Source organism: Pseudomonas maioricensis (genome assembly GCF_022790535.1).
Taxonomy (GTDB): domain Bacteria; phylum Pseudomonadota; class Gammaproteobacteria; order Pseudomonadales; family Pseudomonadaceae; genus Aquipseudomonas; species Aquipseudomonas maioricensis.
Window position 1 is genome coordinate 1 of sequence record NZ_LOHG01000003.1, and the last position, 12,595, is coordinate 12,595.

The 12,595-nt window shown below is 58.2% G+C and carries 14 protein-coding genes; 6 read left to right on the top strand and 8 right to left on the bottom strand.

What is annotated here, in order from left to right:
* The 4 genes from AUC61_RS05325 to AUC61_RS05340 all read right to left on the bottom strand — a co-directional run.
* On the bottom strand, window positions 1-1,039 hold a 1,039-nt coding region (locus tag AUC61_RS05325; RefSeq protein WP_243244805.1), incomplete at its 3' end, for a phospholipase D-like domain-containing protein.
* 1 nt (window position 1,040) lies between these two features.
* A complete protein-coding gene (locus tag AUC61_RS05330) occupies window positions 1,041-1,622 on the bottom strand; it encodes a YceI family protein (RefSeq protein WP_087264800.1) in 582 nt (193 codons plus the stop codon).
* A gap of 80 nt (window positions 1,623-1,702) precedes the next feature.
* The gene (locus AUC61_RS05335) at window positions 1,703-2,035 is read right to left on the bottom strand and encodes an amidase (RefSeq protein ID WP_243244807.1); all 333 of its coding nucleotides are present in this window, start codon (window positions 2,033-2,035) and stop codon (window positions 1,703-1,705) included.
* 198 nt (window positions 2,036-2,233) lie between these two features.
* A complete protein-coding gene (locus AUC61_RS05340; RefSeq protein WP_243244809.1) occupies window positions 2,234-3,289 on the bottom strand; it encodes a serine hydrolase domain-containing protein in 1,056 nt (351 codons plus the stop codon).
* Window positions 3,290-3,578: 289 nt separating this feature from the next.
* Here AUC61_RS05340 and olsB point away from each other — a divergent pair, with 289 nt between their 5' ends.
* Complete coding sequence (gene olsB / locus AUC61_RS05345) at window positions 3,579-4,334, top strand: L-ornithine N(alpha)-acyltransferase (RefSeq protein WP_243244811.1); 756 nt, start codon at window positions 3,579-3,581, stop codon at window positions 4,332-4,334.
* Window positions 4,334-5,167: a lysophospholipid acyltransferase family protein gene (locus AUC61_RS05350; protein WP_243244813.1), complete on the top strand. Its 834-nt coding sequence runs from the start codon at window positions 4,334-4,336 to the stop codon at window positions 5,165-5,167. Before olsB ends, AUC61_RS05350 begins: the two co-directional genes overlap by 1 nt.
* On the opposite strand, the gene AUC61_RS05355 is transcribed toward AUC61_RS05350, so the two are convergent.
* Window positions 5,128-5,724, bottom strand: a complete 597-nt coding sequence (locus tag AUC61_RS05355; RefSeq protein WP_243244814.1) for an acyl carrier protein phosphodiesterase — start codon at window positions 5,722-5,724, stop codon at window positions 5,128-5,130. The two genes, AUC61_RS05350 and AUC61_RS05355, sit on opposite strands and share 40 nt — an antisense overlap.
* Before the next feature lie 161 nt (window positions 5,725-5,885).
* Between AUC61_RS05355 and AUC61_RS05360 the strand changes: the two genes are divergently transcribed.
* From AUC61_RS05360 to AUC61_RS05370, 3 genes are all read left to right on the top strand, one after another.
* Window positions 5,886-6,200 (top strand): ArsR/SmtB family transcription factor, encoded by a 315-nt coding sequence (locus AUC61_RS05360; RefSeq protein WP_243244815.1) that lies wholly within the window; start codon window positions 5,886-5,888, stop codon window positions 6,198-6,200.
* A 133-nt stretch (window positions 6,201-6,333) separates the two neighbouring features.
* Window positions 6,334-7,500, top strand: a complete 1,167-nt coding sequence (locus tag AUC61_RS05365; RefSeq protein ID WP_243244817.1) for an MFS transporter — start codon at window positions 6,334-6,336, stop codon at window positions 7,498-7,500.
* 21 nt (window positions 7,501-7,521) lie between these two features.
* A complete protein-coding gene (locus AUC61_RS05370; protein ID WP_243244819.1) occupies window positions 7,522-8,571 on the top strand; it encodes an alkene reductase in 1,050 nt (349 codons plus the stop codon).
* 97 nt (window positions 8,572-8,668) lie between these two features.
* Here AUC61_RS05370 and AUC61_RS05375 read toward each other — a convergent pair whose 3' ends face one another.
* From AUC61_RS05375 to AUC61_RS05385, 3 genes are all read right to left on the bottom strand, one after another.
* The gene (locus AUC61_RS05375; RefSeq protein WP_243244820.1) at window positions 8,669-9,523 is read right to left on the bottom strand and encodes an ATPase; all 855 of its coding nucleotides are present in this window, start codon (window positions 9,521-9,523) and stop codon (window positions 8,669-8,671) included.
* Between the two features lie 77 nt (window positions 9,524-9,600).
* Window positions 9,601-10,593 carry an NAD-dependent epimerase/dehydratase family protein gene (locus AUC61_RS05380; RefSeq protein WP_243244821.1) on the bottom strand — a complete coding sequence of 331 codons (993 nt, stop codon included), beginning with the start codon at window positions 10,591-10,593 and terminating at the stop codon, window positions 9,601-9,603.
* Between the two features lie 143 nt (window positions 10,594-10,736).
* On the bottom strand, window positions 10,737-11,636 hold the full coding sequence (locus tag AUC61_RS05385; protein ID WP_243244823.1) for a LysR family transcriptional regulator ArgP: 900 nt from the start codon (window positions 11,634-11,636) through the stop codon (window positions 10,737-10,739).
* 130 nt (window positions 11,637-11,766) lie between these two features.
* Between AUC61_RS05385 and AUC61_RS05390 the strand changes: the two genes are divergently transcribed.
* A complete protein-coding gene (locus AUC61_RS05390; RefSeq protein ID WP_243244825.1) occupies window positions 11,767-12,369 on the top strand; it encodes a LysE/ArgO family amino acid transporter in 603 nt (200 codons plus the stop codon).
* Window positions 12,370-12,595 lie beyond the last annotated feature (226 nt).

Sequence of the window (12,595 nt, forward strand, 5' to 3'; positions counted from 1 at the left end):
CCGCAAAGTCTTTTTCGAAGCTGGCGACCACATCCTGGGTCAGGCCGACGTCGAGGGCTTCCAGATTGGCTTCCAGATTGAAGCGCAAATTCCAGTGATCGAAATTGCAGGAGCCAATGCTGACCCAGTCATCGATCAGGACCATTTTCAGGTGCAGGAAGCACGGCTGGTACTCGAAGATTTTCACCCCGGCGCGCAGCAACCGCGGGTAATAACGATGCCCGGCATAGCGCACTGAAGGGTGATCGGTGCGCGGGCCGGTCAGCAGCAGTCGCACATCGATGCCTTGGGACGCTGCCTTGCGCAATGAACGGCGGACTTTCCACGTAGGCAGGAAATACGGCGTCGCCAGCCAGATACGCTTATGACCGCTGTTCAGGGCTCGAACCAGTGACTGCAGAATATCGCGATGCTGTCGGGAGTCGGCATAGGCTACGCGGCCTAACCCATGACCTTTGACAGGGACCTTGGGCAAGCGTGGCAGCCCGAAGTTTTCCGCTGGACGCCAGGCCGTCCGTCGCGGATTGGCGTGAAACTGCCGATCAAACAGAGCCTGCCAGTCAATGACCAATGGTCCGGTGATTTCAACCATGACCTCGTGCCATTCGCTGACCGGCTCGGCGGGCTGCCAGAACTCATCAGTAACACCGGTACCGCCGACCACGGCGAGCTTTTTGTCCACCAACAACAGTTTGCGATGATCGCGGTAGAAGTTACGCACACCACGACGCCAGTTAATCTGGTTGTAGAACCTGAGGATCACACCTGCGTCGGTCAGACGCTTCCTCAGCCCAAGGGTAAAGGCCTGAGAGCCGAAGTCATCAAACAGGCAGCGCACGATCACGCCGCGTTGAGCCGCATCCACCAAAGCGCGCACTACCGCATCGGCACAAGCGCCAGCCTCAACCAGATAAAGCTCCAGCTCGACTTGCTGCTGAGCGCCGTCAATAGCGGCGATCATGCGCGGAAAGAACGCCGGACCGTCGATCAACAACTGGAACTGGTTGTTTTCACGCCACGGAAAAATCGCCCCGGCCATATCAGCGCGCCGTGAATATCAAGACAGCACCCACGGGCACCGCGAGGCTGACCGCTGATAGCCCGGCGGCATTGCGCAGGGTCGTGAAGCCCGGCACCAGATCAAAATCCTGGGCATTAACCACCAAAGGCTCAAGCGTTACGACCTGAAAGCGTCGTTCATCAAGACGTGTGGCAAGCAGCTCGGCTCGATAGCTGTGGGATTTCCCATGCAGTTGCACCACCAATGGCAGCCTTAATTCAAGCTGTGCACCGGGCGCCAGATCGTTAATCGGCCCAAGGTCGAGCTGAGCGTTGATTTTCGCTCTGGGGAATTTATCGATATTAAAAACTTGCTCGCGAATGCGCTCGTCGCGCAGGGCAATGCCGGTGCTGACCGACTCCAGCTCGACCTCAAGCTCAGCCGCGCCTTTGCGATCGACTTTGCCGTGCAGGGTCAGGAAGCGATGGACCTCAGCAATATTGGCGTTTTTGGTCGACGTGAACGACAGCCTTGAGGACTCGTTGTCCAGGTACCAGTTCGCCTGAGCAGGCAATGCTGTCAACGCCAGCAAGGCCAGCAACAGGCGGGTTGTGATGGGCATGCAAACTCCAGATGCGCATTAAGGGGCAACCGTACCGCCTGTCTGACCGCTGGCGAACTGCTACGTTCGCATCCGGGTTTTCAAGGCGCTGACGGTAACAAGCGACAGCCCTGTCGCTCGCCCTGCCAGATCGCCACATTACTGCGGCCCAGACCTTCGGCAGTTACCCGTTTATTCGCCGCGTCGTCGAGCAAACTGCTCGGTACGTACTGTTTGACGTAGCCACGGCAATACTCGGCGGAATTAAGCATGACGTAGCGACAGGAGCAATACTCTTTGGCGGTATAAGCGCTGATGATGCTCGGGAATGCAGCCAATGCGACGCGGTTTTGCCACACCAGCACCGCAATTGCCACCGCCATCAATAGCAACAGACTGCTGAATGGACGTCGACGGATAAAGCCGGTAGTCATTGGTCTCCCCTCTTTGGAATGCATTTTTTCGGAACCGCCGCACCGCCTTCGACGCTGCACTTCCTCGCAGCAAACAAGGCCCCTGTAGGAGTGACCGGGGTGGCGCTCCACCTTGCTCGCGATTCGGTCTGTCAGTCGATGAATATGTTGCCTGTGCTGACGCTATCGCGAGCAAGCTCACTCCTACAGGTCCTATGTTTACTGCGCGACGGCGGCTTGCCCTTTTCTGCCGAAGGCCGCCATGGCCAGTTTTAGAAGCTGATCATGGGAATAACTGCCGTCGCGGTCATCGGCATAACGCACAACGACTAATCCGGCGCTGGGCACTACATACAACGCCTGCCCCCAATGCCCTAGCGCGGCGAAGGTATCGCCAGGCGCACTTGGCCACGGGCCTTTATCACCTTTGGAGGTTTGATTGAGCCACCACTGCCCGCCAGATATTTCTTCGCCTGGCTGCTGATGGGGGAAAGGCGTCAGCACAAAGTCGATCCAGGTTTCGGGCACTAACTGTCGGTCATTCCATCGCCCGCCCCGCTGCATCAACACACCAATACGAGCCAGATCCTGTGCGGTCATATAGGCGTAGGAAGAACCGACAAACGTGCCGCTGACGTCGGTTTCCCACACCGCGCTGCGAATGCCGAGCGGCTCGAACAGTGCCGTCCATGGATAGTCCGTGTAAGCCTTGTCCCCGACCATGCCTTTCAGGGCGGCAGCCAACAGGTTGCTGTCGCCACTGGAATAGAGAAATGACGTACCCGGTTTGTGCGCACTGCGATGCTCGGCGGTGAAGCGCGCCATGTCATCGTGGCCACGGGTATAGAGCATGGCGACCACAGATGAGTTGAGCGGCGCGTATTCGTAGTCTTCCTGCCAGTCCAGGCCGGAGGTCCACTGCATCAGGTGCTTGAGGGTGATATCAGGATGAGCGCTGAGAGGCGGATAGAACTTTGCTGCGGGATCATCCAGCGCGAAGCGCCCTTCACCGTAGGCCACACCCAGCACCGTCGCCATGATGCTTTTGCTGATGGACCAGGTGAGGTGTGGGGTCTGGGCAGTGGTCACTCCGGCGTAGCGCTCGTACACCACCTCACCGTTTCGCAGTACCAATAATGCGTCGGTGCGAATGCCCTCTCGGGTTTGGTCGTTGCGGGTTGGGAATGCGTAATCTTCAAGGGATTTCACTACCGCCGAGGGTTCAGCATTGGCATTGAAGACCACAAACAACAGCACCAGCCAGGCAAGCCGCATCGGGACGCACCTCAATTTGAATCGCCGGACTGTAGCAGTGAGTTGTGACAAATATTCAGACAGCGCAGATTTCCGGGTAGGAGCCAACTTGTTGGCGAAATGGTTTCACGCGGTGATTCAGGTCTGACGCCTCGCGAACAAGTTCGCGCCTACCGAGGCACCCGTCACACAACCATCACCAAACCTTCATGGTCATGACATCGCCTCTCCTTAGCCTGAGTTTGTACAGCAGCGCCAGGCCATTACAGCCAACGCCCGCACTTGCAGGGCAGGCTAACGGAGACTTCGCATGACTCAGATCGCCCGCATTCGCGACACAGCATCCGACCGCCGCCTTCAGGCTGAACGTCTGACCGGCAGTAAAGCCTTGCAGGAAGCACAGGCCCTGCGCTTCAACGTGTTCAGTGGCGAATTCAACGCCAAACTCAAAGGCGCAGACCAAGGCCTGGATATGGATGATTACGATGTGCATTGCTCGCACATCGGCGTGCGGGACTTGAACACCGGCAAGCTGGTCGCCACCACGCGCCTGCTGGACCACAAAGCGGCCAACAGCATCGGCAGCTTTTACAGTGAAGAAGAATTCGCCCTGCATGGCCTTGGCCATCTGCAAGGTCCGATTCTGGAACTGGGCCGTACCTGCGTTGACCCCGAGTACCGCAACGGCGGCACCATCGCTGTGCTGTGGAGCGAACTGGCCGAGATTCTCAACGAAGGTGCCTACAGCTACCTGATGGGTTGCGCGAGCATCCCCATGCAGGATGGCGGCATTCAAGCCCACGCCATCATGCAGCGTTTGCGCGAGCGTTATCTGTGCACGGAAAACCTGCGCGCCGAACCTAAAAATCCGCTGCCCGCCATGGATCTGCCCAACAACGTGATCTGCGAAATGCCGCCGCTGCTAAAAGCCTACATGCGCCTGGGTGCGAAGATCTGCGGCGAGCCATGCTGGGACGAAGATTTCCAGGTCGCCGACGTGTTCATTCTGCTCAAGCGCGATGAACTGTGCCCGCGCTACGCGCGCCACTTCAAGGCAGCAGTGTAATGAGCCGCTTGCGTGGCTATGCCCGAGTCGCCCGGGTACTGCTGGTGATTGCGCTGGGGCTGACCATTGCTGGCGTGTTCGCCTGCATGGAGCGCATGAAGATCGGCAATTCCATGGCCCGGCGTCAGCGCTGGAGCCGTTGGTTCATGGCGCGCCTGACCGCTGCCCTGCCGTTTCGCGTAACCGTCAGCGGCGAGCTGCCGCGTCAGCCGATGCTGTGGGTCAGCAATCACGTGTCCTGGACCGACATTCCGCTGCTGGGCATGCTGGCCCCGCTGTCGTTTCTGTCCAAGGCTGAAGTACGCACCTGGCCAGTCGCTGGGTGGTTGGCCTTGAAAGCAGGCACGTTGTTCATCCGTCGCGGTTCGGGTGACAGCAAGCTGATCCAGAAGCAGATGGGCAACCACTTGCAGCAGAACAACGCACTGGTAATTTTCCCTGAAGGCACCACCACTGACGGTACTGGCCTGCGTACATTTCATGGCCGTCTGATGTCGAGTGCGATTGACAGCGGGGTGTTGCTGCAACCAGTGGCGATTCACTATTCACGCAATGGCGAGCCAGACCCTATCGCGCCCTTCATTGGCGACGACGATTTGCTGTCGCACTTGCGCCGCCTGTTCGCCAATGAACAAGGCGATGTGCACATCCAGTTGCTGATGCCGATTGCCACTGTAGGCAAGGAGCGCGCAGCGCTGGCCTATGAGGCGCAGCAAGCCGTACAGGTCGCATTGTTTGGCGAGCCTCCCGCCGTCGCTGAGTCTTTCGTGACTAAAGAGGCCGTAGCTCAACCTCAGACCGCCGAGAGCCCGCGATCGGCCAGAGCGGCTTGAGAGAAGTCCTGCAGGATCGGATAGAACTCGGCAAAGTCTGCACTCAGGGGTTGGTAAAGGTCATGCAGTTCGAGCATTGCGCCTGCCAACCCTTCTGGCCGTGACAAGCGACGCGAAATCCCCGCCAATACCTGTTCCAGCACGGCAAATTCCCGGTAAGAACCCAGCCAGTCGTGAGCGGCCATGTGCGGTGCAATCCGTGCCAGCCGCTCGGGCAACTCCGGCTCGGCGGCCAGCACGCCGTAAACCTTGCGCGTGAAAGCTGCCAGCGGCACATCAGCGTAATGCGCCCAGTCCCGGGCCAGGCAATGATCGAAAAACACATCCAGCACGATGCCCGCGTAACGTCTGCGCTCGGCAGGAAAGCGTGCAATCGCCTGCTTGATCAGCGGGTGACTGTCGGTGAATGCGTCGATGCTGCGATGCAACTGGATCGCCTGCGCCAATTCGTCCGGGAAACGTCCAGCCACAGGTCCTTTGACGAAATCGCCATAGAGACTGCCGAGCAGTTGAGCCGGTCGCTGGCCACCGAGGTGCAGATGTGCGAGGTAGTTCATGGCGCCCAGCCTACGCCGAATTACGTCCCGCGCCTATATCGATATAACCCGATATAGCGTTTTTCACTATCCTCAGCAGCAAATCATATTTGTATATCGCGAAATACAGATATAAAGTTCGCCTCATCGCGATATAGCGTTAAACCAATATTGAGAACGACATGCCTATCGACCTCGACGAAATAATAAAAGCCCTGGCCCACCCTGTTCGCCGGGAGATTCTTGTCTGGCTGAAGGACCCGCTCAGTTGCTTTCCGGACCAGACCCACTCGACGGAAAACGGCGTGTGCGCAGGTCAGATCGATCAGCGCGCCGGGCTTTCGCAATCCACGGTTTCTGCCCACCTGGCAACGCTGCAGCGTGCCGGGCTGATCACCAGCAAGAAAGTGGGGCAATGGAGTTTTTTCAAGCGTAACGAAGAGGTGATTGCGGCCTTCGTCGAAGCGCTGGTGCTGGAGCTGAATCCGCCGTCTTGAGCGCCTTCGAATGTAAAAACCTTCTGTAGGAGCTGCCGAAGGCTGCGAAATCTTTCTTCCTGAAACACCGAGAATCGCAGCCTTCGGCAGCGCCTACAGGATTAACGAAACCTTTATTAACAGGAGACGCCCAGTGCCTCTTTCACTGTTTATTCTGGCGCTTAGCGCCTTCGCCATCGGCACCACCGAGTTCGTCATCATGGGCTTGCTGCCCGAAGTCGCTGCCGATCTGGGCGTCTCGATTCCAGGCGCAGGCTGGCTGGTAACCGGCTATGCGCTGGGCGTGGCAATTGGTGCACCGTTCATGGCTATGGCCACCGCCAGACTGCCGCGCAAGGCTGCGCTGGTCACGCTGATGGGCATCTTCATCGTCGGTAACCTGCTGTGCGCCATCGCCGCCGATTACAACGTATTGATGTTTGCTCGTGTGGTCACTGCGCTGTGCCACGGTGCGTTCTTCGGTATCGGTTCGGTGGTGGCAGCAGGTCTGGTGCCCGCCAATCGTCGCGCCTCCGCCGTTGCACTGATGTTCACCGGTCTGACCCTGGCCAACGTGCTCGGCGTGCCTTTGGGCACCGCGCTGGGCCAATACGCTGGCTGGCGCTCGACCTTCTGGGCGGTCACCGTCATCGGTGTAATTGCGTTGATCGGCCTGATGCGCTTCCTTCCGACCAACCGCGAAGAACTGAAACTCGACATGCGCGCCGAGCTTGCCTCGCTAAAAGGCGCAGGGATCTGGCTTTCACTGAGCATGACCGCCCTGTTCTCCGCCTCCATGTTCACGCTGTTCACCTATGTCGCGCCGTTGCTGGGCGAAGTCACTGGCGTATCTCCGAACGGTATCACCTGGACGCTACTACTGATCGGCCTGGGCCTGACGGTAGGCAACGTGATCGGCGGCAAGCTGACTGACCGTCGCCTGGCCGCGACCTTGATCGGCGTGTTCATCGCCATGGCCGTTATTTCCACCGCCTTGAGCTGGACCAGCATCGCGTTGATCCCGACCGAAATTACGTTGTTCCTTTGGGCCACCGCAGCGTTTGCTGCAGTGCCAGCCTTACAGATCAACGTGGTGACATTCGGCAAGGCAGCACCAAACCTGGTGTCGACCCTGAACATCGGTGCGTTCAACGTCGGCAACGCATTGGGCGCATGGGTCGGCGGCAGCGTTATTGCTCACGGCTTCGGCCTGACCAGCGTGCCATTGGCCGCCGGAGCGCTGGCCGTGCTCGCACTGATCGTGACTTTGATTACTTTTCGTCAGGGCGGCAATGCCGATCTGGCTCCGGCTACCAACTGATCAATTAAGAGGGTTTCACGCATGACAACTATCTTTGACCCGATCAAGCTAGGCGACCTGCAACTCGCCAACCGTATCGTCATGGCGCCGCTGACCCGCTGCCGCGCGGATGAAGGTCGTGTACCGAACGCGATGATGGCGGAGTATTACGTACAGCGCGCGTCGGCAGGCCTGATCATCAGCGAAGCCACTTCAGTCACGCCAATGGGCGTTGGCTATCCGGATACACCAGGCATCTGGTCCAGCGATCAGGTGCGTGGCTGGAGCAACATCACCAAAGCAGTACACGGCGCCGGCGGCAAAATCGTACTGCAACTGTGGCACGTCGGACGCATTTCCCACCCGTCGTACCTCAATGGCGAAACCCCGGTCGCGCCAAGCTCCATCAAGCCTGAAGGTCATGTCAGCCTGGTTCGCCCGCTGTCTGACTACGTCACCCCTCGCGCACTGGAACTGGCGGAAATCGCCGACGTGGTGGACGCCTATCGTACCGGCGCGGAAAACGCCAAAGCTGCTGGCTTTGACGGTGTAGAGATTCACGGTGCCAATGGTTATCTGCTGGATCAGTTTCTGCAGAGCAGCACCAACCAGCGTACCGACCAATACGGCGGCTCTCTGGAAAACCGCGCGCGCCTGATGCTCGAAGTGGTCGATGCGGCAATTGAAGTGTGGGGCGCTGGCCGTGTGGGCCTGCATCTGGCACCACGTGCCGACTCTCATGACATGGGTGACGACAACCTGTCTGAAACCTTCAGCTATGTAGCTGCCGAGATGGGCAAACGTGGCATCGCGTTCATCTGCTCTCGCGAGCGCGAAGCGGGCGACAGCATTGGTCCACAGTTGAAAAAGGCTTTCGGCGGCGCGTACATCGCCAACGAGAAATTCACCAAGGACAGCGCCAATGCCTGGCTGGCCAATGGCTCAGCCGACGCTGTGGCCTTCGGCGTGCCTTTCATTGCCAACCCTGACCTGCCAGCACGTTTGAAGCAGGATGCGCCGTTGAACACTCCGCATCCGGAGACGTTCTACGGTAAAGGGCCAGTGGGTTATATCGATTACCCGGCTTTGTAATACATCTGCAGGAGCCAACTTGTTGGCGAAGCTTTGGACCTGACCACTCAGGAAGATCGCATCGCGAACAAGTTTGCGCCTACCGGGGATACGGCTGTTACCGGCGTGCATTCACCTGCTGTGACAAGTTCTGAATCTGGCTCTGCAGCGTGTTGATGTTGCGGGTCATCTGAGCACGGAAGGCGTCAAATTCAGCAGTGTTGCTGCTGGCTGCCGCTGGAGCCGGACGGTTTTCCTGCTCGCTTTTAAGCACGATCAAGTCCTGCTCCAGACGCTCGATAGTTGCCGTCGGGTTGCCCTGCTTCTTCAGTGCAGCGACATCGGCGCTGAGGCTTTTAAGCTGGGTGTCGACTTGAGCGAGATCACCCTGAGCCGCTTTATGATCCGAAATCGAAGCCTTCACCGCTGCTAACTCGGTGGTGACGGCTTTAAGCTGTTCCTGCAGTTGCGTATTGCTCGTCTGCAGCTGCGTCGCCTGCGTCGTGATCTGTTCCAGACGCTGCTGCAACTGGCTCTGCTGCCCGACTGTGCCTTCCTGCTGTTTATCCTGGTCAGCCAACTGGTCTTCGATCAGCTTGATGCGCTGCTTGAGCGCCTCTCCGTCCACCGCCACTGATTCAGTCGCAACGACTTTGCCGGAGATGTCCTGCAAACGGCCGGCGGCTTCTTCGCTGATCCGTGCAAAGCTTTCCTGAGTCGCAACCAGCTGTTGCTCCATCAACGAAATCTGCTGAAAACTCCACCAGCCCAAGCCACAAAAGGCTATGAACAGCGCACCCACCAATGCCCAAAGAGGGCCGGTGCTTGGCCCTTTGACCTTTACTACGGGCGTGTCACGGGAATACACCGTCGTGCGTTTGCGTGCACCGGCGGTGGGCGCGAAGTCGTCGTCATCGTCCTTGGCGCTGAGATTCGGAACGTCATCGACGTCGTCGTAAGGATCGTTACGCATGAATAACCCTGTCTAAAACCGTGATGAAAATGCTCGAAGTTCGCGAGTATAACCGCTGCAGCCGCAGCCTAAAGCGCTCACCTGTGTTGTTGCGTTTGCCACCAATCACAAAACTCATCCAGCGCCGCCCATAGGCTGACCTGTGGGTCGTAGTCCAGATAATGCCGGGCGCGACCAATGTCCAGAGTGAAATCCTTACTCATGACCTGCATGCCCAACCGCGACAGCGTAGGCTCGGGACGTCCGGGCCAAAGCATGCACGCCGCTTCGTTGATCGCGGCAGCGGAGTAAGCCGGGCCGTACGAACGATACCGTGTGACCTGCGGCAACTGCATGCGACGCATCACGTAATTGACTGCATCCCACAGCGGCACCGGCGTGCCATTACTAATATTGTAGGCCTTGCCCAACGCCGACCGGTCGGCCAGCAGACTGCTGATAAGGGCCTGGTTAAGATTATGAATGCTGGTGAAGTCCACCTTGTTCAAGCCATTACCGACAATCGACAGACGCTTCTTGCGCTGCATGTGCAGCAGCCGCGGGAAGAGGCTCGTATCGCCTGCCCCGGTTACAAAACGCGGGCGCAAGGCGATGACTTCCAGACCAAACTCTTCTGCGCCAAATACCTTTTGCTCAGCCAGATATTTGCTGGCGGCGTAGTGGCTCTTGAAGCGCTTGGGTACGCGCTCCTCATTGATATCCAGATGCGAGTTGCCATCAAAATAGATCGAAGGCGACGACAAATGGACCAGCCTTCTGACCCTTTGTTTCAGGCAGGCCTCAACGATGTTCTCAGTGACTTGCACGTTACCCTGCAAGAAGTCCTGCTTGCGCCCCCAGACGCCCACCGAGCCAGCGCAATGCACCACTGCGTCGACATCGGCACATAGCACGCGGACCAGATCAGGGTTGATCAAATCCCCCTGGATGAATTCGGCACCGCGCTTGACCAGGTGCGCGACACCTTCGGCACGACGGCCATTGACCCGCACGCTGAAGCCCTGCTCCAAAGCGAACCGCGCAAAGCGCCCGCCAATAAAGCCGCTTGCGCCGGTGACCAGAATTTTCATTTACCGCTCCGTTAGAGATTTTTTTGCTTGTATCAAAAACACAGGTCTATCTGGTTTACAGAGATTCTGTAGGATCCAACTTGTTGGCGAAGCGGTGTGTCAGGTACGGCGCCTCGCCAACAAGTTAGCTCCTACAAGCCCAGTCATCGCACTTGTAGCGGCACCAGCCACTGCCCCGCCTGCTGCGCCAGATGCTCTGTCAATCGGGTCAATAATTGTCCGCCATTACGCCAATGATGCCAGTACAAAGGCACGTCCACCGGCTTGTCTGCGGCCAACTCCACCAGCGAACCCCGCTTGAGTTGCTCGCGCACCTGTATTTCCGGAACCAGCCCCCAGGCCACTCCGGCCTCAGTCATGCGCAAAAAACCTTCTGAAGAAGGACACACATGATGCTCGAATCCCCCTTCAATCCCCAATGACGCCAGGTAGCGATGCTGCAGAAAGTCATCAGGACCGAATACCAGAGCCGGAACCCGGGCGAGTTTTTTCGCATCGACGCCCCCGGAAAAATGACGTGCAATAAACGCAGGACTGGCCAGGCCACGATAGCGCATGGCACCCAGTAACAGGCTGCGCGCACCGGCAACCGGTCGTTCGCTGGCACACAAGCAGGCGGCTACATCGCCAGCCCGCATGCGTTTGAGACCGACGTCCTGATCTTCAACGACCAGATCGAGCAACAGATTGTTCTGCGCGCAAAAATCGCCAATCGCATCCGCCCACCATGTCGCCAGACTGTCGGCGTTCAAAGCGATACGCAGGCGCTCCGGCATCCCCTCCTCATCCAGTGCCGGTACCTGACTTTGCAGGTCACGCTCCAGCAGCCGCACTTGCTGAACATGGTTGAGCAAGCGACGCCCGATATCAGTGGGGCTGGGTGGAGTGGCACGGATCAACACGGGCTGACCCACGCGCGCTTCCAGCAGTTTGATCCGTTGGGACACCGCAGATTGAGATAAGCCCAATACCTGAGCGGCACGCTCGAACCCCGCCTGCTCAATCACCGCCGCCAAGGCAGAAAGCAGTTTGTAGTCGAACATCATTTTTCCTAATGAGCGATCAGTAAGATTGGTTTTTCTTATACATCGCTGAGTACCACACTTGCCACACAAACCTGCCGGCCATTCAGGCTTCGAGGCAGACGGTTAAATGCGCTGGAGCATACATTTCATGTGGCAAAGTTATCTCAATGGTCTGCTGGTCGCTGGCGGATTGATCATGGCTATCGGCACTCAGAACGCCTTCGTTCTGGCGCAAAGCCTGCGTCGCGAACATCATTTACCTGTAGCGATGGTGTGCATTGTCTGCGATGCAATCCTCATCGCGGCCGGTGTGTTTGGCCTGGCCAACGTGCTGGCACAGAATCCGACATTGCTGGCAGTCGCACGCTGGGGCGGCGTGGTGTTTTTACTCTGGTACGGCAGCCTTGCCCTGCGGCGTGCCTGCTCCAGCCAGAGCCTGCAAAAAAGCGAGATCATAGGCCAGCGCTCGCGCCGCGCTGTCCTGCTCAGCGCCTTGGCCGTGACCTTGCTAAACCCTCACGTTTACCTCGATACGGTATTGCTGGTCGGCTCGCTGGGTGCTCAACAAAGTGTGCCTGAAGCTTATGTTGTGGGTGCGGCCAGTGCGTCATTGCTGTGGTTCAGCACCCTGGCGCTCGGCGCGGCCTGGCTGGCTCCATGGCTTGCCCGCCCTGCCACCTGGCGAATGCTGGACCTGATGGTCGCGGTGATGATGTTCAGCGTTGCGGTGCAGTTGATCAGGGCTGCGTAGCGCCAGAAGAGCTTGATGCAGTTTTTTGTAGGAGCTGCCGAAGGCTGCGAAGCATTTGACCTGACACACCGCCATCGCAGCCTTCGGCAGCTCCTACAGATTTTGTGTTCGCCGTACCACGGCACTTTTGTCCGGGACGCAAAGCAATCGCCTTCAGGGAAGTATTCCCATTAGGCAAATCCTCTGGAACCTCTATCCCACACAGTTGTTGCGTGGTTAACGGGCA